This window comes from Streptomyces sp. BE20, assembly GCF_036322525.1.
In the GTDB taxonomy this organism is placed as follows: domain Bacteria; phylum Actinomycetota; class Actinomycetes; order Streptomycetales; family Streptomycetaceae; genus Kitasatospora.
Map to the genome: position 1 here is coordinate 14,984 of NZ_JAQYWW010000862.1, position 20,579 is coordinate 35,562.

The window sequence follows — 20,579 nt, forward strand, 5'->3', positions numbered from 1 at the left end:
GCGCATGGGGCCACCCTAGCGCCGGCCGGTGGGCGGGCGGGCGGGCGGGCCGTGGCAAGATCGGACCGATCGGCCCGACGTGGGCCTCCGTCGGCTCGACCATCGGCTCGGGACGGCGGTACGGCGCGAAGAACGCCGTCGTCGTCGGGTCGACGCGGGCGGTCGCCGGGACCGCGTCACCCCTCGCGCCACGGGGCGGGCCCGCCGGTTCACCAACCCGGCGGGCCCGCCCCGTTCCCTCGCGGACCGCTGTCTACAGCGACAGCACCGCGCGCAGCGCCCGCTCCACCTCCGCCTCCGGGTCGTCGGCCGCCCCCTCGGCCCGCCAGGCCACGAACCCGTCGGGCCGCACCAGCACCGCACCGTCCGGGCGCACGCCGTGCGACGCGGCGAAGTCGCCGCCGGGCTCGGGCGCCAGGTCGTCCTCCGCCCCGTCACCGATCCGGTACGCGTCGAGCGGGACGGCCAGCCGGTCCGCGGCCCGCCGCGCCGCCACGTGCCAGGCCGCGCCCTCCGGGCCGGTCAGCAGCACCATCGCCTGCTCGTACAGGTCGAGAGTGGAGAGCCGGACCCCGGCGCGCAGCAGCCACTGGTGCGGCGCCCGGCTGCCGGGCTCACCGGCCGACTCGAACGCCTCCGGCACCACCGGACCGGCCGGATCGGTCCCGGTCACGGCGCCCGACCGGTACCGGTAGCCGAGCGCCACCGACAGCACACCGGCCTGCCGGCCGACGCCGGGCACCACCGCGTACCCCGGGTGGCTGTGCTCGGCCGACCGCGCCGACGCCCGCTCCCCGGTCACCTGGGCCACCGGCCGCCGCTCGCTCCCGTACGTCTCCAGCAGCCCCGGACCGGCCCAGCCGCACAGCGCCGCGGCCAGCTTCCAGGCCAGGTTGTGGGCGTCCTGGATGCCGGTGTTGGAGCCGAACGCCCCGGTCGGGGACATCTCGTGCGCCGAGTCCCCGGCCAGGAACACCCGCCCGGCGGAGTACCCGTCGGCCACCCGCTCGGCCGCGTGCCAGGGGGCCCTCCCCGTGATCTCGACATCGAGGTCCGGCATGCCGACCGCGGCCCGGATGTGCCGCACGCAGCGCTCGTCGGTGAACGCCTCCAGGGGCTCGCCGTGCTCCGGGTGCCAGGGCGCGTGGAACACCCACTCCTCGTGGTTGTCCACCGGCAGCAGGGCGCCGTCCGCCTCCGGAGCGGTCAGGTAGCAGGCGATGAAGTGACGGTCGCCCACCACCTCGGCCAGCCGCTTCGCCCGGAAGGTGATGCTGACGTTGTGGAACAGCTCGCCCTTGCCGCTCTGGCCGATCCCCAGGGCCTCCCGGACCGGGCTGCGCGGACCGTCCGCCGCGACCAGGTAGTCGGCCCGCACCCGGCGCTCCTCGCCGGTCTCCCGGCTGCGCAGCAGCGCCGTCACGCCCTCGTCGTCCTGCTCGAAGGAGAGCAGCTCGGTCGAGAACCGGATGTCCGCGCCCAGCTCCCGGGAGGACCGCAGCAGCACCGGTTCCAGGTCGTTCTGGCTGCACAGGCACCACGAGCTGGGGCTGAAGCGGGCGAGCCGCCCGCCCGGGTCGATCTCCCGGAACAGCCACTCCTGCTCCTCCCCGGTCAGCGAGGGGGCCTGAAGGATGCCGTGGTTCGGCGCGAGCACCGAGGCCGCCTCGCGGATCGCCGGCTCGATCCCGGCCACCCGGTACAGCTCCATCGTGCGGACGTTGTTGCCTCGGCCACGCGGGTGATGCGAGGTGTCGGCGTGCTTCTCGACCAGCAGGTGTCTGACACCCAGTCGGCCCAGGAAGAGCGAGGCGGACAGCCCGACCAGCGAGCCGCCGACGATCAGGACCGGCACCCGGTCGTCAACCTTCGGTTTCATCAATTGCTCCAGCCTGTAAGGAGGTTCGGGGCCCTGATGCGGGCTCGGAGCCGCCCTCGACGGGGCTCTCGGACACAGCGGCCCCGTTCTTCCATCCCCCGCGCCGGGGGGCTTCTGCCGCCGCTTCGCCCGGATGGCCCGCATATCTCGCGCCGCCCGTGCCCGCCGCGCACGATCGACCTCAGACCTGGCGCCGACCCCGACCGGCCGACCGCCACCGCACCGCCCTCCCCCCGCCGGAGGCCACCCGGCCCCTCCGGCCCGGCGCCGCCGCACGCGGCCCCCGACGCGTACGGCCCAGAAGCAGAAAGTGGATCATGACGACCCTGTCCGAACCCCCCGCGCGGCAGCACTCCGAATCCGAGACCCGCCTGCGGGTGGTGCTGATGCTGGAGATCCAGGACGGCGCCCAGCAGCGCTTCATGGACGTGTACGAGCAGCTCCGCCACCAGGTGGCCACCGTCCCCGGCCACGTCAGTGACCAGCTCTGCCAGTCCATCAACGACCCCCGCCAGTGGCTCATCACCAGCGAGTGGGAGGACCAGGAGACCTTCCTGGAGTGGGTGGACAGCCCGGCCCACCGGGAAATGGTCAAGCCGATGCACGGCTGCGTCAGCGACACCTTCCGCTCGCTGCGCTACACCATCCTCCGCGAGACCTCCGCCGCCGGCGTCACCGGCACCCGGGCCCCGCAGGAGGTGCCCGAGGGCCTGCCGCGCACCACCCCCTCCGGACAGGCCGGCCCGCCCAAGGCCGACCCCGGGCCCGACGGCGTGGTCCGGCACGCCCTGACCTTCACCGTCAAGCCCGGCAGCGAGCCGGAGGTCGCCCGGATCCTCTCCGGCTACACCTCGCCCCGCGCCGAGGTCGACGACACCACCCGGCTGCGCCGCACCTCGCTGTTCATGCACGGCAACCGGGTGGTCCGGGCGGTCGAGGTGGTCGGCAACCTCGGCGACGCGCTGCGGCACGTCGCCATGCAGCCCGAGGTACGGGCCGTCGAGGAGGCCATCAACCCGTACCTGGAGGAGGCCCGCCAGCTGGGCGACCCGCAGGCGGCCCGCGCCTTCTTCGCCCGGGCCGCACTGCCGGCCGAGCACCAGGCGATCGCCGGCTCCCCCGCCTCCGGCCGGCTGCACCGGCACGCGGTGCTCTACCCGGTCAAGCCCGGCCACGGCCAGGCCGTGGCCGACCTGCTCGCCGACTACGACAACCTGGCCACCGTCGACCCGACCGGGCCGGTGGTCACCAGCACCGTCTTCCACCGGGACGACGTCGTGGTCCGCCTGGTGGACCTGCGGGTCCCCGCCGAGGCGGACCCGGCGGCAGGACTCGGCGTCGCCGGCGAGCGCGAGGCCGCCCTCCTCGGCCGGCTGCTCGACCTCGGCCCGGAGGGCGACCTGCGGACCGTCGGCGGGCTCAGCGCCGTCCTCGCCGCCCGCGCCATGAACCCGGTCACCGACCGCACCTCCCAGCCCGCCTGACGCTCCGTCGCCTCCCCCGGCCGGGCCACCACCACCGATCCCGACATCCGTAAGGAAGAAACCATGTCCACGCAGTACCCACGGATCGTGCACGTCTCCGAGGCGCCGGAGAACCGCAGGCGCGGCGGCGACCTGCGCGCCATCCTCACCCCGACCACCTGCGGCGCCACCAGCGGGTTCATGGGGCTGGCCATCGTGCAGCCCGGCGAGCGGATCGGCGAGCACTACCACCCGTACTCCGAGGAGTTCGTCTTCGTCGTCGCCGGCGACCTGGAGGTGGACCTGGACGGCGAGACCCGGGTGCTCAAGCCCGAGCAGGGCCTGATGATCCCCATCGACATGCGCCACCGGTTCCGCAACGTCGGCGACACCGAGGCCCGGATGGTCTTCCACCTCGGCCCGCTGGCACCCCGCCCCGAACTCGGCCACGTCGACACCGAGGAGACGGAGCCGGTGGGCACCTCCGCCCCGCCGGAACACGCCAAGGTGGCCTCGTGAGCCGGCGACGGGTCGCCGTCACCGGAATCGGCGTGGTCGCGCCCGGCGGAGTCGGTGTCCCCGCGTTCTGGGAACTCCTCACCTCCGGGCGGACGGCGACCCGGGGCATCACGCTCTTCGACCCCACCGGGTTCCGCTCCCGGATCGCCGCCGAGTGCGACTTCGACCCGGCCGCCCACGGGCTCGGCCCCGACGAAGTCCAACGGGCCGACCGTTACGTCCAGTTCGCCATGGTGGCCACCGACGAGGCGCTCGCCGACTCCGGGCTGGACCTGGCCGCCGAGGACCCGTGGCGGATCGGCGTCTCGCTCGGCACCGCCGTCGGCGGCACCACCCGGCTGGAGCACGACTACGCCCTGGTCAGCGCCGGCGGCGCCCGCTGGGACGTCGACCACCGGCGGGCCGAACCGCAGCTGCACCGGGCCTTCGCGCCCTCGACGCTCGCCTCGGCGGTCGCCGAGCGGACCGGGGCGCGCGGCCCGGTGCAGACCGTCTCTACCGGCTGCACCTCCGGCCTCGACGCCATCGGGTACGCCTTCCAGAGCGTCGAGGAGGGCCGCGCCGACATCTGTCTCGCCGGCGCCTCCGACTCGCCGATCTCGCCGATCACCGTCGCCTGCTTCGACGCCATCAAGGCCACCAGCGAGCGCAACGACGACCCGGCGCACGCCTCCCGGCCGTTCGACGCCCACCGTGACGGCTTCGTGCTCGGCGAGGGAGGCGCCGTCCTCGTCCTGGAGGAACTGGAACACGCCCGGCGGCGCGGCGCCCGGATCTACGGCGAGATCGGCGGCTTCGCCACCTTCGGCAACGCCTACCACATGACCGGCCTCACCCAGGAGGGGCTGGAGATGTCCCGGTCGATCGACCACGCGCTCGCCCACGCCAGGGTCGACCGCGGCGACGTCGACTACGTCAACGCACACGGCTCGGGCACCAAGCAGAACGACCGGCACGAGACGGCGGCCGTCAAACGCTCGCTCGGCGAGCACGCCTACCGGACGCCGATGAGTTCGATCAAGTCGATGGTCGGGCACTCGCTCGGCGCGATCGGCGCGATCGAGGTGGTCGCCTGCACCCTCGCGCTCGACCGCGGCGTCGTCCCGCCGACCGCCAACTACGAGACACCCGACCCGGAGTGCGACCTCGACTACGTACCGCGCACCGCGCGGGAGATGCCGCTGCGCCACATCCTCTCGGTCGGCAGCGGGTTCGGTGGATTCCAGTCCGCCGTCGTGCTCACAAGAACGGGGTGAGATCCATGACGTCACGTCAGCAGAACCGCCGGGCGGTGATCACCGGCCTCGGCGTGGTGGCGCCGAACGGCGTGGGGGCCGACGCCTTCTGGAAGGCCATCAGGCAGGGCGTGAGCGTCCTCGACCGGATATCCCGTGAGGGCTGCGCGGACTTCCCCCTGCGCATCGCGGGCCAGGTGAGGGACTTCGACCCGGCCGCCACCATCGACAGCCGCTACCTGGTGCAGACCGACCGGTTCACGCACTACGCGATGGCCGCCGCCGACCAGGCGGTGGCGGACGCCGGATACGTCCCCGACCCCGACGACCCGTACGCGGTCGGCGTGGTCACCGCGGCCGGCTCCGGCGGCGGCGAGTTCGGCCAGGGCGAACTCCAGCAACTCTGGGGCAAGGGACCGCAGTTCGTCGGCCCCTACCAGTCCATCGCCTGGTTCTACGCCGCCAGCACCGGCCAGGTCTCCATCCGGGGCGGCTACAAGGGCCCGTGCGGGGTGGTCGCCAGCGACGAGGCCGGCGGCCTGGACGCCCTGGCCCACGCCGCCCGCGCCATCGAACGCGGCACCGACGCGGTGGTGGCCGGCGCCGCCGAGGCCCCGCTCGCGCCGTACTCGATGGTCTGCCAGCTCGGCTACCCCGAGGTCAGCCTCGCCGACCGGGCCGACCGGGCCTACCTGCCCTTCTCCCCCGCGGCCTGCGGCTTCGCCCCCGCCGAGGGCGGCGCGATGCTCTTCCTGGAGGACGAGCGGACCGCCCTCCGGCGCGGCGCCACCGTCCGGGCGTACCTGGCCGGGCACGGCGCCACCTTCACCGGTGCCTCCCGCTGGGAGGAGTCCCGGGAGGGCCTGGCCGCCGCCATCCGGATCGCCCTCGACCAGGCCAGGATCTCGCCGGAGGAGGTCGACGTGGTCTTCGCCGACGCCCTCGGCGTCCCCGCCGCCGACCGCGCCGAGGCGCTCGCCCTGGCCGACGCGCTCGGCCCGTACGCCGAACGCGTCCCGGTCACCGCCCCGAAGGCCGGCACCGGCCGGGCCTACTGCGGCGCGCCGGTGCTCGACACGGCCGCCGCCGTGCTCGCCATGGAGGACGGTGTCCTGCCGCCCACCCCGAACGTCACCGAGGTCGGACACGACCTGGCCCTGGTGACCGGGCGCGCCCGGCCGGCCGAGCTGCGCACCGCGCTGGTGCTCAGCCGCGGGCTGATGGGCTCCAACTCGGCCCTGGTGCTCCGGCGTGGCGACCGGGAGACGTGATCCACGCCCCGCCCGTGCCGTCGTTCCACCGCTCCACCGGTCGCCCGTCGCCCGCCGCCTGCCCCGCCGGCTCGACCGTCCGGCCGTCCGGCCGCTCAACCGCAACTCGCACGCTATGAAGGGACATCCCGTGAGCAACACCCTCAGCTATCCCGAACTCGCGACGCTCATCCAGGCCCGGGCCGGCGTCGCCGTCGACCCCCTCGACCTGGAGCGCCCCGGCGTCAGCTTCGACGACTTCGGCGTGGACTCCCTCGGCCTGCTCGGCGTGGTCGGCGAGCTGGAGAACCGGCACGGCGTGAAGGTCACCAACGGCGCGGAGTCGGCGAAGACCCCCACCGAGTTCCTCGACCTGGTCAACTCCGCCGTCACCGCGAAGGCGGGTGCCTGAGATGGCCGGACACACCGACAACGAGATCGTCATCGCGGCACCGCTCGACCTGGTCTGGGAGATCACCAACGACCTGGAGAACTGGCCCCAGCTGTTCAGCGAGTACGCCTCGGTCGAGGTGCTGGAGCGGGACGGCGACCGGGTCACCTTCCGGCTGACCATGCACCCCGACGACGACGGGAAGGTGTGGAGCTGGGTCTCCGAGCGCACCACCGACCGGTCCTCGCTCGCGGTCCGGGCCCGGCGGGTCGAACCCGGCCCGTTCGAGTTCATGGACATCCAGTGGGAGTACGCGGAGGTCCCGGCCGGCACCAGGATGCGCTGGGTGCAGGACTTCTCGATGAAGCCCACCGCGCCGGTCGACGACGACGGCATGGTCAACCACATCAACCGCAACTCGCGGATCCAGCTGCAGCTGATCCGCGAGAAGGTCGAGAAGAAGGCCGCGGAGCTGTGAGCACGACGTCCCCCCTCACCACGCAGACCCACCGCGCGCTGATCGTCGCCCGGATGAAGCCGGACGCGGCCCGGGGCATCGCCGACGTGTTCGCCGAGTCCGACCGGGGCGAGCTGCCCCAGCTGATCGGCGTCACCGGGCGGAGCCTCTTCCAGTTCGGCGACGTCTACCTCCACCTGATCGAGGCGGACCGGCCGCCCGGACCGGCCGTCGCCCAGGTCGTCGGGCATCCGGAGTTCCGGGCGGTCAGCGACGCGCTCACCGCGTACGTCCAGGCGTACGACCCGGCCACCTGGCGCGGGCCGAAGGACGCCATGGCGCACGAGTTCTACCGCTGGGAGCGCACCGGCTGAGGGCCGGTGCCGGTCCGTCGAGCGGACACCCCGTCGGCCTGCGGCCTGCGGGGTGTCCGCTCGTGCGGGTCAGCCGGCCGGCCCGGTCATCGCGGCGAGGACGGCGCGCCAGTCCTCCCCGGGCTCCGGGCGGAGCAGCTCGGCGAGCGCGTCGGCCCGGTAGCGCCACGGGCGGCGCAGCTCGGGGTCCGCGTCCTCCGTGGCGGTGACGGCGCCGGCCGAGCCGAGCAGGCGGACCAGCTCGGTGGCGAAGTCCGTCCAGGAGACGTGGCCGGTCACCGCGTTGACCACCCGGCCCGGTGCCCGGGTGAGGCCGCCCGCCAGGGCGCGGGCGAGGGCCGCCGAGTGCACCCAGCTCGCGCCGTACCAGTCGGCGCCGCCCTCCGGCGCGGATCGCGGCAGGGTGATCGGCCGGCCCGCCAGGGCGTCCTGGTAGAGCGCGCCGGTGGCGCCCCAGCGGAGCTGGTCGCGCAGCCGCCGGTTGGGCCCCCAGACCAGCGGCGAGCGGACCACCGTCCAGGGTCCCCGGCCGTCGGCGGACTCGCGGAGGATCCGCTCGCACTCCGCCTTGGCCCGCCCGTACGGGCTGACCGGCCCGGTGGCCGGGGCGCCCTCGGCGACCTCGCCCGGCGCGGGGCGCCCGTAGGCGTCGACGCTGCTGACGAAGACGAAGCCCGCCCCGCCGCGCCAACCGTCCACCAGGGCGCGCATCGCGGCGACGTCGACGGCGTGCTCGGTGAACGTGCACGCGGAGTGGATGACGGCGTCCACGCCCTCGACGGACCGGCGCAGGCTGTCGAGGTCGGCGAGGTCCCCCTCCGCGACCTCGACGCCGCTGCGGGCCACCAGGTGCGCCGACTCGGGGCGGACCAGGGCGCGGACCGGTCGGCCCTGGGCGACGAGCTCCTGGAGGACGGCCGCGCCGACACCGCCGGTGGCCCCCGTGAGCAGCACAGTGCCGGCCCTGGTGGCCGTGCTCCGGCCGGTCCCGGTCCGCACGCCCGCGGCGGCGGACGCGGTCGCGGTGGAGCGCCGTTCCGCGGCGCGGGTGGTGAGGAGGCCGGCCAGTGCCCGGGGCGTGCGCTGTTCGAGAACGTCCAGCCCGGTCAGCGGCAGACCCGTGCCGGTACGGAGCCGCTCCGCCAGCTGGACCGCCACCAGCGAGTGGCCGCCCAGCCCGAAGAAGTCCCCGTCCGGCGACGGGCGCCCGCCCAGCAGGTCCCCGAACGCCGCCAGCACCGCGTCGAGGTGGGCGGACGGGGCGGCGGCGGGCGCGCCGGGGAGGCGGGCCGGGTCGAGCGTGCCGTCGGGGTGGCGGGGCAGGGTGTCCATGAGGGTGACGGCGGCGGGGAGCCGGTCGGGCGGCAGTTGTCGGCGGAGGCCCGCGCGCAGGTCGGTGCCGCCCGGGACGGACGGGCCGCGGACCACCGCGTAGGCGAGCGCCGGACCGTCGTCCGGGGCGAGCACGGCGGCGTCGGCGACCCGGGGGTCGGCGAGCAGGGCGGCGACCGCGGGGTGCTCCGGTCCGACGGACCCGGTGGCGGGCGACGGCGGGGCGGCGAGGCGGCTGCCGGGGAGCTCGGAGAGCGGGCGGTCGGCGTCGGCGGCGACGGCCACGAGCAGCTCGGCGAAGGCGGCGTGCAGACGGCGGGCGGTGGGCTCGTCGAGGGCGGCCGGGTCGTGCTGGAGCAGGCAGCGCGGCTGCGGGCCGTCCTCGACCAGCAGGGTGAGGCCGAACTTCGCGAGACCGAGGTCGATGTCGACGGCCTCGGCGGCGAGACCGGGCAGGGTCAGCGGCTCCGACGGGCCGACCAGGTCGCAGCTGACGGCGAGCAGCGGGGTGCCGTCCGTGCCCCGGGCGGCGGGGCCGAGCCGCTCGACGACCAGGTCGAACGGGACGTCGTGGTGGACCTGCGCGTCGAGCAGGGCGGTCCGGACGGTGGCCAGGACTTCGGTGAAGACCGGGTCGCCGCCGGGGAGTTCGGCGCGGACCGGCAGGGTGTTGACCTGGAGGCCGACCAGTCGGCGCAGTTCCGGGCGGGCCCGGTGGCCGCCGGCGCAGCCGAGGACGAGGTCGGGCTCGCCGGTGGCGGTGCGCAGGGCGGCGAAGGCGGCGGCCAGGACGACGGCGAAGAGCGTGGCCCCGCGCCGGGCGCCGAGCCTGCGCAGGTCGTCGAGGGTGCCCGCGGCGAGCGGGGAGCCGTGCAGGGCGGCCCGCCGGTCGGGGGTGCCGGGCGGGACGGGGCGCAGCAGCGGCAGCGGCCGGGCGCCGGTGAGCCCGGCGGCCCGGTCGGCCGCCGCGGCGCCGAGCTCGTCGTCGCGGCCCCGCTCCCAGCGGGCGTAGTCGGCGTACGGGAGTCCCGGGTCGGGGAGGTCCTCCGGTCGGAGCCCGGCGGCGTCCGCGTACAGGGCCGCGAGGTCGGCGGCGAGGATCGGCAGGGACCCTCCGTCGACGGCAATGTGGTGGATCGTCAGGAGGACGGTGTGGTCGTCGGGGGCGTGCCGGAGGGCGAGTGCGCGGAGCACGGGGCCGGTGGCGAGGTCGAACGGGCGGGCCGCTTCGGCGTGCAGCAGCGCGGTGCCGTCGGGATCGGTGCTGCCGGGATCGGTGCTGCCGGGATCGGTGCCTTCCGGGGCGGCGAGCCGCACGGGGACCGGGATCGGGACGACCGGCCCGGTCTCCTGGTAGGGCCGCTCGTCGCGCTGTCCGTAGCGGGTACGGAGGATCGCATGGCGGGCGGTCAGGCCGGTGAGGGCCGTCGCGAGGGCGTCGAGGTCCAACGGACCGCGCAGCCTGGTGGCGAGCGGGACGTGGTAGCGCGCGCCGCCCTGGCCGAGCCGCTCCATCAGCCACATCCGCTGCTGGGCGTGGGAGAGCGGGGCCGCGCCGGTGGCGGAGGTCCGCGGGACCGGCCCGGCGCCGCGGGCGGGGCTCACGGCGCGACCGGGGCCGGCGGCGGAGCCCGAGGTCACGGGGGTGGCGGAGGGGCCGGGAACGGCGGCCGGGGGGCCGCCCGCCCGGTCGGCGGACCCGTCCGCGACCCGGCGGCGGGCGCGGCGGAGCAGGGCGGCCTGGTCGACGGGGGCGGCCTGACCTGCCTGGTCGGCGGGGGCGGTCATCGGGTGGGCTCCTGGTGGTGTGCGGCGGGCCGGGCGGCGTCGCCGTCCGCGGGTTCGGCGGGTTCGGCGGAGGCGTCCGGCGCGGCGGACTCGGCCGCGAGGAGGGCGCGTTCGATCAGCGCCGCCTGGCCCGCCACGGTGGGGTGGTCGAGGAAGTCGCCGAGCGGCAGGTCGACGCCGAGGTCCTCGCGGAGGTCGTCGACGACCCACATCGCGAGCAGCGAGTGGCCGCCCTCGGCGAAGAAGTCCGCTTCGGGAGCGGTCACTTCGTGCTCCAGGGCCCGCGACCAGGCCGCGGCGACGACCTGCTGGATCGGGGTGAGGACGGCGCCGGCGCCCGGCCCGGCGGCGGCCCCGGGCGCGGGCCGGTCGTCGGACGCCAGGGCCCGGCGGTCGACCTTCCCGCTGCCGGTGAGCGGGAGGGCGTCCAGCACGGTCCAGGCGGTGGGCACCAGGTGCGCCGGGAGGCGCTCGGCGAGCTGCCGGCGGAGCGCCTCGGGGACGGGGCGGGTGCCCTCGGCGGGGACGACGTACGCGGCCAGCGCGGCGTCCTCGTGCCCCACCCGGCGGACCACGACCGCCGTCTCGGCGACCTCGGGCAGGCTGCGCAGCGCGTGCTCGACCTCGCCGGGTTCGATCCGGAAGCCGCGGACCTTCACCTGGTCGTCCAGCCGGCCGTGGAACTCCAGCGTGCCGTCGGGGCGCCGCGCGGCGCGGTCGCCCGTGCGGTACACCCGGCCGAGGCCGGGGAGGTCCGCGAACCGCTCGGCGGTCAGCTCCGGTCGGCCGAGGTAGCCGAGGGCCAACCGGGCCCCGCCGATCCAGAGTTCGCCGCGGGTGCCGTCCGCGACGGGCCGCCGCTCCTCGTCGAGGACGAAGGTGCGGGCGCCGCCGAAGGGGCGGCCGATCGGGATCGGGCCCGTGCAGTCGGCCGGCCGGATGCGGTGCAGGGTGGTGAAGGTGGTGGCCTCGGTGGGCCCGTAGGCGTTGACCAGGTCGAGCCAGGGGAAGGCGCGCAGGACCGCGTCCGCGTGCTCGACGGAGAGCGCCTCGCCACCGACGATCAGGGTCCGCAGGACACCGAAGATCCGCGAGCGGCGGGCCGCCAGCTGGTGGAAGAGCGCGGTGGTGAGGAACGCCGTCGTGACGCCGAACCGCTCGATGTCGCGCGCGAGTTCCTCGGGGGTCGGCCGTTCGGCGGGCGAGACGGCGACGGCGGCCCCGCGGACCAGCGGGGCCCACAGCTCGAAGGTGGCGGCGTCGAAGGCGGCGGGCGAGTGGAGCAGGACGCGGTCGCCGGGGCCCAGCGCGATCCCGTCGGGGGCGGTCACCAGGTCGGTGACGGCGCTGTGCGGCACCTGGACGCCCTTCGGCTGCCCGGTGGAGCCGGAGGTGTAGTAGACGAGGGCGACGCCGGCCGGGTCCGGGTGCACCGGGTCGGCGCCCTCGGCGGTCTCGACCGTGCCGGCCGCGGCGCGACCGGACTCGGTGAGCGCCAGCGAGCGGTCCGCGGGGAGTCCGGCGTCGGCGAGCAGCGCCTTGTCCCCGAGGGTGAGCCGGACGCCGGCGTCGTCGAGCATGCCGGTGAGGCGAGGGCGCGGGTAGGCCGGGTCGAGCGGCACCACGTGGCCGCCGGCCCACCAGACGGCGAGCTGGGCCACGGCCTGGCGGGTCGCGCGGGCGCAGAGCAGGCCGACGGCGGTGCCGGGGCCGACCCCTCGGGCGGTCAGGTCGGCGGCCAGCCGGCCCGCGGTGGTGACGAGTTCGCGGTAGGTCAGGGCGGTGGAGCCGTCGGTGACGGCGAGGGCGCGGGGGCGCAGCGCCGCCTGCCCGGCGATGAGCGCCGGAACGGTGGCGGCTTCGGGCGCGCCGGCGGGCGCGGCCTCGGGCAGGGCGTCACCGGTGGCAGGGGTGTGCGCGGCGGTGGAGGTCATGGGGTGGTTCCCTTCCGGGCACCCCGGCGGCGTACCGGGGTGCCCTGCGGCGGCGGTCGGGAGGTGCGGCGGCCCGTCAGCCGGTGGCGGCGCTCGTGAGCCGCTCGTCGATCAGCCGGGCGATGGCCCGCAGGTCGGGCTGGCGCAGCAGCAGCGGGGCGCGCAGCCGCACTCCGTACGCGTCCTCCAGTGCGGTGAGCAGTCGGGCGGCGGTGACCGACGTCCCGCCCGAGTCGAGGAAGTTGTCCGCCGGTTCGAGGTCCGTGCGGCCGAGCAGCTCGTGGCAGAGCCGGAGCACGGTCCGCTCGGTGGCGGTGGCGGCCGTCTCGGGCGCGGGTCCGGCCGGGCGGCCGGCGTCCTCGGCCTTGAGCAGCGCGGCCCGGTCGATCTTCCCGTTGGCGTCCAGCGGGAAGGTGTCGACCAGCCGCAGGGTGCCCGGCACGGCCTGCTCGGGCAGCCAGGGCCGGACCGCGTCCAGCAGGTCGGCCGCCGCGGGTGCGGGTTCCTCCGGCGCGGGCTGGACGAAGGCGAGCAGGTGGGCACCGCCGGCCGTGCCCGGGCGGGCGACGACGGCGGCGCGGCGGACCCGGGGGTCGCGTTCGAGGGCAGCCTCGACCTCGGCCGGTTCGATCCGCACCCCGCTGACCTTGACCTGGTCGTCGAGCCGGCCGAGGAACTCGACCACGCCGTCGGGGCGCATCAGCACGCGGTCGCCGCTGCGGTAGACCCGGTCGGTGCCCTCGATCTCGTCGGGCGCCGAGACGAAGCGTCGGGCGGTGAGCTCGGCGTCGAGGTAGCCGATGGCCAGGCCCCGCCCGCCGATCCGCAGTTCGCCCGCGTGGCCGTGCGGCACCGGGCGGCCGTCCTCGTCGGTGACCAGGACGACGGCGCCGGGGATCGGGCGGCCGATCGGCGGCGCGCCCGCTCCGTGGTCCGCGCCGGGCGCCATGCTGTGGACCGTCGTGACGACGGTGGCCTCGGCGGGACCGTAGGCGTTGTGGACGGTCGCGGTGACGTCCGGCCCCGGGGCGCGCCGCAGCCGGTCCCCGCCGACGCAGAGGTGCCGCAGGGCCAGTCCGGCGGGCCAGGGGCGGTCGAGGACGGGCTCGGCCAGCGGGGTGGGCAGCACGCCGACGGTGATGCCGGCCGTGCGCCACCAGTCGGTGAGCGCGGTCGGGTCCCAGCGGACGGCGTCGGGGGCGACGACGAGCGCGGCGCCGGAGGTGAGGGTGGCCCAGAGCTCCATCAGGTGCGGGTCGAAGGCGACCCCGATGAGCAGGCTGTGCCGGTCGCCGGGGCCGAGGCCGGTCAGCTCGCGGTACCACTGCAGCATCGCGCCGAGCGCGGACTCGGTGACGGCGACGGCCTTGGGGGTGCCGGTGGAGCCCGAGGTGAGCACGGTGTACAGGGTGCCGGCGGGGATGCGGACGCCCGCCGCGCGGTCGGCGGCGAAGGCGGCGACCGCGCCGGCCGCGCCGGGGGCGGTCAGCGGCCGGTGGAGCCCGTCCCGGTGGGACGGCGGCAGCAGTGCCGGGTCACCGACCAGGCACGCGGGCCGCAGCTGTTCGGCGACGGCCTGGAGCCGGCGCTCGCCGGGACGCGGGCCGAGCGGCAGATGGACGGCGCCGAGTCTGGCGACGGCGACGGTGGCCGCGACCAGGGCCGCGGAGTGGTCCAGGCAGAGGCCGACCAGGTCGCCGGGGCGGACGCGGTCGGCCAGGACGGCGGCGAACTCCGACGCGAGCGCGTCGAGTTCCGCGTAGCTCAGGGTCTGCTCGCCGTCGATCAGCGCCGGGGCGTGCGGGGTCCGGTGGGCCCAGCTGGTGAAGAGGTCGAGCACCGCGCCGTCCTGGTGCGGACGCCCGTACGCGATGCTGGCCCCGGCCGGGGGGGTGTCGTGCCGGCGGATGTCGGACTGGCGGATGTCGGACCGGGGGTTCGTCATGGCTGCTCCTCCGTGGATCGATCGGGCGGTCGTCGTGGGTCTCACCCCAGGCCCATGGCCTTGGCGACGATCACCTTCTGGACCTCGGAGGTCCCCTCGATGATGGTCGTCATCCGGACGTAGCGGTAGAGGAACTCCAGGGGGTGGCCGCGCACCCAGCCGGTGGCGCCGTGCACCTGGAGCGAGCGGTCGACCGCCCGGACGGCCGTCTCGGAGGCGGTGAGCTTGGCGAGCGCGGCGTTCTCGGGGGCCTCGGTGCCGTCGTCGACCAGCCGGGCGCAGGCCAGGGTGAGCAGCTTGGACGCCTCGACCTCGGCCCGGGTGCTCACCAGGTGCTCCTGGATGTGCTGGTAGTCACCGATCCGCTGCCCGAAGGCCCGCCGCTCCCGGGCGTACTCGACGCCGAGCCGCAGTGCGTACTCGGCGATGCCGTTGCACAGCGCGGCGACCACCAGCCGGCCCCGGGACAGGCTGTCCATGGCGAGCGCGGTGGCGGCGCCGACACCGGCCTCGCCGCCGATCACCGACGCCATGGGGGCGTGCAGCCGGTCGAGCGTCAGCTCGAACAGCGGCTCGCCGGACATGCCCTCGTAGCGCTGGCCGATCCGCAGGCCCGGGTGGTCCATCGGCAGGACGAAGGCCGTCGCACCGGCGGTGGGCCCGGCGCCGCCGCCGAGGTCGGTGGCGGTGACCACGAGGGCGAGGTCGGCCCGGTCGGCGTTGCTGACGAAGGTCTTGCGGCCGTTCAGCAGCCAGCCGTCCCCGTCCCGGACGGCGGTCGTGGTGAGCCGGAACGCGTCGGACCCGGCCTGCGGTTCGGTCAGCGCCAGACAGCGGGTCCGCTCGCCGCGGACCAGCGGGACGAGGTGGCGCTCGATCTGCTCGGGCGTGCCGTGCCGCAGCAGCGGGCTGGGCCCGTCGGACCCGGCCAGCGCGTACGGGGCCAGCGCGCAGCCGCTGCGCCCGGCGGCGTGGTGGAGCAGCACGACGGCGGTGAACGGCATGTCCGCGCCGCCCAGCTCCTCCGGGTAGTCCCCGGCGTAGAAGCCGAGCGCGGCGGAGCGCTTGCGCACGTACGTCCGCAGGTCGGCCGGCGGCTGCTCGGCGGACTCGCCCAACTCGGCTGCCAGCGGTTCGAGTTCGCGGCGGACGAAGCTCTCGAAGGCGTCGACGAGTTCACGGTGGCCGGCTTCGAGGACGGCGGAGGGGGCGGAGAGGCTCACTGGTCGGCTCCGGTCAGGGCGCGGGCCTGGTCGGCCAGGACGGGGTGCTGGAAGAGCGTGCGCAGGGGCGGACGGGAGCCCAGGCGCGGTTCCAGCCAGGCGGCGAGCCGGGCCGCGAGCAGCGAGTGGCCGCCGACCTCGAAGAAGTGGGAGTCCGCGGTGAACCGGTCGTGGCCGAGCACCTCGCGCCAGGCCTCGGCCACCATGGCCTCGCCGGGGTCGGTGAAGGGCTGCGGTTCGGCCGCCGCCGCCTCGGCCGCGCCGGGCGCCTCGGCGGCGATCCGGGCCAGGGCGGCACGGTCGGGCTTGCCCCCGGGCAGCAGCGGCATGACGGCCAGGGCCGTCCAGGCCGAGGGGACCAGGCCGGCCGGGAGCCGGCGGGCCAGGGCGGCGTGCAGGGCCGTCTGGTCGGGCTGCTCGGCGCCCTCCAGGAAGCCGAGCAGGCGCGGGCCGGCGGTCGCGTCCTCGTGCAGCACGACGGCGCAGGAACGGCCTCCCAGTTCGGCGGAGGCGGCGGCCTCGATCTCCTCCAGTTCGATCCGGAAGCCGCGCAGCTTCACCTGGTTGTCGTGCCGGCCCAGGAAGCGGAGCCGGCCGTCCAGGCCCCGGAAACCGCGGTCGCCGGTGCGGTAGACCCGCTCGCCGCCGAGCGCGGGGACGGTGACGAACCGGGCCTCCGTGACCTCCGGCAGGCCGAGGTAGCCGTCGGCCAGCGCGTCTCCCCCGACGACGAGCTCGCCGACCGCACCGGGCGGCAGCGGGCGGAGGCCCTCGTCCAGGACGTGCACGCGCACGCCGGGCAGTTCGGTGCCGAGCGGGATCTCGGCGGCGTCCGCGGCGACACCGGCCGCCGCCGGGTCGGTCGCCGTCAGGTCGGCCGCCGCCGGGTCGGCCGCCGGACGGCCGGACTCCGCGAGGTCCTCGTCCGTGATCTCGTGCACGGTGGACGTGACGGTCGCCTCGGTGACGCCGTAGGCGTTCAGCACGGTCACCCCGGTGCCCGCGGTCAGCCCGCGCAGGGCCCGAGCGGGCAGCCGCTCACCGCCGAGGACGAGCAGACGCGGGGACCAGCGGCCGTCCGCCAGCGCCTCGCGCAGGTCGTCACGGACGGCCAGGGCGTAGCTGGTCGGCAGGTTGGCGACGGTGACCCCGCGGGCGGCCAGCACCGCGACCAGCTCGGGCCCGGTCGGGACCTCGCGCTGCGGCACCACGAGAGCGGCGCCCGCGACCAGCGAGGGCAGCACCTCCTCCAGCGCCACGTCGAAGGAGGGGCGGGCGAAGAGCAGCACCCGGTCCGCGGGCCCGAGCCCGTAGCGGGCGGCGACCGCGGCGGTGTAGCGGGCCAACGCCGTGCGGCCGACCAGGACCGGCTTGGGCACACCGGTCGAGCCGGAGGTGTGGATCACGTAGGCGGCGCCGTCGAGCACCGCGGCGGGCTCGGCCTTCGGGAACGGCGGGCCGTCCAGCAGGGCCGGGGCGACCGTGCCGGGCAGCGCGAGGGCGCTCTGCCGGGTCGCGAGGACCAGCGCCGGGCCGAGCCGTTCCAGCAGCAGGGCGAGCCGGGCCTGCGGGTCCTCGGCCGAGAGCGGGGCGTAGACCGCGCCGTACCGCAGGCAGGCGAGCAGCGCGACCACGCTGTCGACGCCGCGCGGCAGCACGGTGGCGACCGGCTGGCCGGGCGTCACACCGGCGGCGCGCAGACGCTCGACGAGGGCCCCGACGCGGCGGTCGAGGTCGCCGTAGCCGAGCCGCTCGGTGCCGGCGAGCAGGGCGAGGGCGCCCGGGTCGTGGGCGGCGGCCGGGTCGAGGTCGGCGAGCCGGTCGAGGCCCGCGGGCGGGGTGGGCGCGGCGGACCCGGTCCCGACGGTGGCCGCGGCGGACGCGGTGACGGGTGCGAGGTCGGCGAGCGGCGCGTCCGGCCGGTCGAGGTAGTCGCGGAGCAGCGCCACCAGCCGCTCGGTGAGCAGGACGGCCGTCTCCTCGGCGAACAGGTCGGCGTCGTAGTCCCAGACCAGGGTCATCCCGGCCGTACCGAGCTTCTCGCCGACCACTCGGCGGTCGTCGGGCAGCAGTACCAGGTCGAGGTCGAAGCGGGTGGTGCCGGTGTTGAACCCCTCGTACAGCGACACCTCCAGTCCGGGCGCCTGGACGTCGGGCAGCGGCGCGTCGTGCGCGCTGAACATCACGCTGAATAGCGGGTTGTCCGCGCCGCTGGTGTGCCGGCCCAGCGCGCGGGTCAGCTCCTGGACGGGCACGTCCTGGTGGGGCAGCGCGCGGAACAGGACGTCGGTCACCTCGTCCACGGTCTCCGTGCCGGGCGCGACCGGGTCGAGCCGCAGGCGCAGCGGGACGGTGTTGACGAACATCCCGACGGTGCCCTCGAAACCCGGCGGGCGGTTGCCCACGGCGGTGCCGACCATCAGCTCGCGGTGGCCGCTGTGCCGGCGCAGCAACTCGGCGAAGAGCGTCAGCAGGGTGGAGAACGGGGTGTGCCCGTCGCGCCGGCCGCGCTCGCGCAGCCGCTCGGCCAGATCGGCGCCGATCGACTGGCGCAGCTGGCCGCCGCGGTGCCGGCGCACGACGCCGGGCCGGGCCAGCCCGGGCAGCGCGAGGTCCACCGGCGCGTCGGCCAACTCGCTTTTCCAGTAGGCGAGTCCGCGCTCCCTGGCGGCGTCCTGGCTGGGACCGGCGGCCCGCACGTGGTCCTCGTACGAGGGTGCGGCGGGCAGGGCGGCGACCTCGCCGAGGACGTGGGCCCGGTAGACGGTGAAGAGGTCCCGGAGCAGGATCGCGAACGAGTGCCCGTCGTGGATGAGGTGGTGCTCGACGTGGATCAGCCGGTGGTGGTCGTCGGCCAGCCGGACGAGGTGCCAGCGCAGCAACGGGGCCTGCGCGGTGTCCAGCGGCTCCTCGGCCTCGGCGGCGAGCAGGGTCCGGAACGACGCCTCGGGGTCGGGTTCGACGGAGAAGTCGCTGGTGCGCAGGCGCGGTTCGGTCCGGGCGCCGACCCGCTGGAGCGGCAGCCCCTCGGGCCGGGCCACCAGTTCGAGCCGCAGGCCCGGGTGGTGGGCGAGCACGGCGGCCAGGCCGGCCCGGAGCGCGTCGGTGTCGAGCGGCCCCCAGAGATCGAGGGCGGCGGTGAAGTTGTACGCGCGACTGCCTGGCAGCATCTGCTCGTGCAGCCAGACGATCTCCTGCGACGAGGAGAGTGCGAACATGGACAACTCCCTTGCGGTAGCGATTGGGTGTGTGTTCAACGGGGCGGGCGGGCGCGGTGGGCCCGCCGCTGCCGGGCGGGCCGGGGATGGTGGCGCGCGCGGCGGGACGTGTGCGGGGTCGGAGGTCGGGTCCGGATTCGGGCCCGATTCGGTTGGGTCGTCCGGGTGGTGAGGGTCGGTGGGTCCGGTCCGGCGGCCTCAGACGGGCGGGCCGAGGTGACGGCGCAGCGTCGCGAGCAGTGCCTCGAACGCGGCCTCGGCGTCGGCGTCCCGGTAGCGGTCGCGGTCCCAGGCCAGCCGGACCAGCAGGTCCTCACCGTGCGAGGCGGAGACCGCCAGCGGGGCGGCGAGCGGACGACCGCCCACGTGGGTCTCCCGTCCGGCGGCGCCGCCGAGCACCAGCGGCGGCCGACGGTTCAGGTCCTCGAAGGTCAGCAGGCCGTCCAGGGTCCCGGACCAGCGCGCCCCGGCCGAACGGGCGGCGCGCACCACCTCGTCGTACGGCGTGTCCGCGTGGTCGAGGTCGTCCCACCACTCGGCGCCGAGCTCGTCGAGGCTCCGCGCCGGCCCGGGCGCGACCGGGTGGACGAGGGTGTTCAGGAAACAACCGAGGACGGGTTCCGCCCCCGGCGGCCGGCCGCCCCACGGGTAGCCGAGCGCGAGCACCCGCTCCCCGGCGGCGAGCCGGCGGGCCGCGGCGCCGACGGCGTCCAGCAGGGCCGGGAAGACACCGCCCCGGGCGGCCCCGGTCGCGGCGGGCAGCCGGTGGGTGACCACGCCGGTGGACCGGGCGGCCCCGCCGGCGGCGGCCTCCTCCCGGGGGACTTCCTCCAGTCCACCGAGCCGGGCGGCCCAGTGGGCGTGTGCGGTCTCGCTCGCGGCAGCCGCCTCGACGGCCAACTGGCCCTCCACCGCGGCCCGGTAGGCCGCGACGCCGTCCTCGTCCGGACTGTCCGGACTGTCCGGACGGGCCCGGCCGCCCGGCCCCTCCGGTGCGGACGCGTCGTCCTGTCCGTACGCCGCAGTGAGGTCCGCCGTGACCAGTCCGAGCGACTGCTCGTCGCAGGCGGCATGGTCCAGCGCGACGGCCAGCACCTCCTCGTCGTCGTCCGGCGCGGACGCGAGCAGCAGGCGCAGCACCGGTCCGTCGAGCGGCCAGTCCAGCAGCGCACGGCGCAGCGCCGCCGCGGCCGACCGGTCCGGGCCGCCCCGGCCGACGGCCGCCCGGGCCACCTCGACCGCCGGCGCGCCGAGCCGGAGGAGGGGGGTGCCCCGCACCGTCGTGAACGCGCCGCGCAGGGCGGGGTGGCGGGCGGCCAGCCGGACGGCCGCGCGGTGCAGGCGCGGCAGGTCGACGGTCCCGCGCGGGAAGGCGAAGAACAGCGGCACGATGTCGGTTCGGCCGCGGGGGTCGCGGCGGCGGGTGATCAGGAACCGCCGCTGGGCCCCGGTGAGCGGGAGCAGTTCCGCCGGGGCGGGGGCGGCGGCGAGGACGGACCGGTAGCGGGCGAGGTAGGCGGCCGTGATGCTGGAGTACACGGAGGGTCTCCGCTTTCGGTTCAGGGCGTTCG

14 protein-coding genes are annotated in these 20,579 nt (G+C 76.3%); 7 read left to right on the plus strand and 7 right to left on the minus strand.

Annotated features, from left to right (window positions below; translation table 11 throughout):
* Positions 1 to 253 precede the first annotated feature (253 nt).
* Positions 254 to 1,879 (minus strand): FAD-dependent oxidoreductase, encoded by a 1,626-nt coding sequence (locus tag PUR61_RS18670; RefSeq protein ID WP_329880054.1) that lies wholly within the window; start codon positions 1,877 to 1,879, stop codon positions 254 to 256.
* A gap of 317 nt (positions 1,880 to 2,196) precedes the next feature.
* Here PUR61_RS18670 and PUR61_RS18675 point away from each other — a divergent pair, with 317 nt between their 5' ends.
* From PUR61_RS18675 to PUR61_RS18705, 7 genes are all read left to right on the plus strand, one after another.
* A complete protein-coding gene (locus PUR61_RS18675; RefSeq protein ID WP_329880055.1) occupies positions 2,197 to 3,363 on the plus strand; it encodes a SchA/CurD-like domain-containing protein in 1,167 nt (388 codons plus the stop codon).
* Between the two features lie 63 nt (positions 3,364 to 3,426).
* Positions 3,427 to 3,861, plus strand: coding sequence for a cupin domain-containing protein (locus tag PUR61_RS18680; RefSeq protein ID WP_329880056.1), 435 nt, complete (start codon positions 3,427 to 3,429; stop codon positions 3,859 to 3,861).
* Positions 3,858 to 5,117 (plus strand): beta-ketoacyl-[acyl-carrier-protein] synthase family protein, encoded by a 1,260-nt coding sequence (locus PUR61_RS18685; protein WP_329880057.1) that lies wholly within the window; start codon positions 3,858 to 3,860, stop codon positions 5,115 to 5,117. Before PUR61_RS18680 ends, PUR61_RS18685 begins: the two co-directional genes overlap by 4 nt.
* A gap of 5 nt (positions 5,118 to 5,122) precedes the next feature.
* Entirely contained in the window at positions 5,123 to 6,367 is a 1,245-nt protein-coding gene (locus PUR61_RS18690; RefSeq protein WP_329880059.1) for a beta-ketoacyl synthase N-terminal-like domain-containing protein, read from the plus strand.
* Positions 6,368 to 6,497: 130 nt separating this feature from the next.
* Positions 6,498 to 6,758, plus strand: coding sequence for an acyl carrier protein (locus PUR61_RS18695; RefSeq protein ID WP_329880060.1), 261 nt, complete (start codon positions 6,498 to 6,500; stop codon positions 6,756 to 6,758).
* Between the two features lies 1 nt (position 6,759).
* A complete protein-coding gene (locus PUR61_RS18700; RefSeq protein ID WP_329880061.1) occupies positions 6,760 to 7,215 on the plus strand; it encodes an SRPBCC family protein in 456 nt (151 codons plus the stop codon).
* The gene (locus PUR61_RS18705) at positions 7,212 to 7,568 is read left to right on the plus strand and encodes a TcmI family type II polyketide cyclase (protein WP_329880062.1); all 357 of its coding nucleotides are present in this window, start codon (positions 7,212 to 7,214) and stop codon (positions 7,566 to 7,568) included. The genes PUR61_RS18700 and PUR61_RS18705 overlap by 4 nt, the downstream gene beginning before the upstream one ends.
* 69 nt (positions 7,569 to 7,637) lie before the next feature.
* Here the strand turns inward: PUR61_RS18705 and PUR61_RS18710 are convergent, their stop codons facing one another.
* From PUR61_RS18710 to PUR61_RS18735, 6 genes are all read right to left on the minus strand, one after another.
* Positions 7,638 to 10,688, minus strand: coding sequence for a condensation domain-containing protein (locus tag PUR61_RS18710; protein ID WP_329880063.1), 3,051 nt, complete (start codon positions 10,686 to 10,688; stop codon positions 7,638 to 7,640).
* The gene (locus tag PUR61_RS18715) at positions 10,685 to 12,622 is read right to left on the minus strand and encodes a non-ribosomal peptide synthetase (protein WP_329880064.1); all 1,938 of its coding nucleotides are present in this window, start codon (positions 12,620 to 12,622) and stop codon (positions 10,685 to 10,687) included. Before PUR61_RS18715 ends, PUR61_RS18710 begins: the two co-directional genes overlap by 4 nt.
* 76 nt (positions 12,623 to 12,698) lie before the next feature.
* Complete coding sequence (locus tag PUR61_RS18720; protein ID WP_329880066.1) at positions 12,699 to 14,567, minus strand: non-ribosomal peptide synthetase; 1,869 nt, start codon at positions 14,565 to 14,567, stop codon at positions 12,699 to 12,701.
* A 41-nt stretch (positions 14,568 to 14,608) separates the two neighbouring features.
* Positions 14,609 to 15,790: an acyl-CoA dehydrogenase family protein gene (locus PUR61_RS18725; protein WP_329880067.1), complete on the minus strand. Its 1,182-nt coding sequence runs from the start codon at positions 15,788 to 15,790 to the stop codon at positions 14,609 to 14,611.
* Positions 15,787 to 19,008: a non-ribosomal peptide synthetase gene (locus PUR61_RS18730; protein WP_329880069.1), complete on the minus strand. Its 3,222-nt coding sequence runs from the start codon at positions 19,006 to 19,008 to the stop codon at positions 15,787 to 15,789. Before PUR61_RS18730 ends, PUR61_RS18725 begins: the two co-directional genes overlap by 4 nt.
* Positions 19,009 to 19,206: 198 nt before the next feature.
* On the minus strand, positions 19,207 to 20,547 hold the full coding sequence (locus tag PUR61_RS18735) for a condensation domain-containing protein (RefSeq protein ID WP_329880070.1): 1,341 nt from the start codon (positions 20,545 to 20,547) through the stop codon (positions 19,207 to 19,209).
* Between the last annotated feature and the right edge of the window lie 32 nt (positions 20,548 to 20,579).

Bases quoted from the DNA above. Each gene is read 5' to 3' on its own strand.
- PUR61_RS18670 (WP_329880054.1), bottom strand. From the start codon at position 1,879: ATGAAACCGAAGGTTGACGACCGGGTGCCGGTCCTGATCGTCGGCGGC.
- PUR61_RS18675 (WP_329880055.1), top strand. From the start codon at position 2,197: ATGACGACCCTGTCCGAACCCCCCGCGCGGCAGCACTCCGAATCCGAG.
- PUR61_RS18680 (WP_329880056.1), top strand. From the start codon at position 3,427: ATGTCCACGCAGTACCCACGGATCGTGCACGTCTCCGAGGCGCCGGAG.
- PUR61_RS18690 (WP_329880059.1), top strand. From the start codon at position 5,123: ATGACGTCACGTCAGCAGAACCGCCGGGCGGTGATCACCGGCCTCGGC.
- PUR61_RS18700 (WP_329880061.1), top strand. From the start codon at position 6,760: ATGGCCGGACACACCGACAACGAGATCGTCATCGCGGCACCGCTCGAC.
- PUR61_RS18710 (WP_329880063.1), bottom strand. From the start codon at position 10,688: ATGACCGCCCCCGCCGACCAGGCAGGTCAGGCCGCCCCCGTCGACCAG.
- PUR61_RS18715 (WP_329880064.1), bottom strand. From the start codon at position 12,622: ATGACCTCCACCGCCGCGCACACCCCTGCCACCGGTGACGCCCTGCCC.
- PUR61_RS18720 (WP_329880066.1), bottom strand. From the start codon at position 14,567: ATGACGAACCCCCGGTCCGACATCCGCCAGTCCGACATCCGCCGGCAC.
- PUR61_RS18730 (WP_329880069.1), bottom strand. From the start codon at position 19,008: ATGTTCGCACTCTCCTCGTCGCAGGAGATCGTCTGGCTGCACGAGCAG.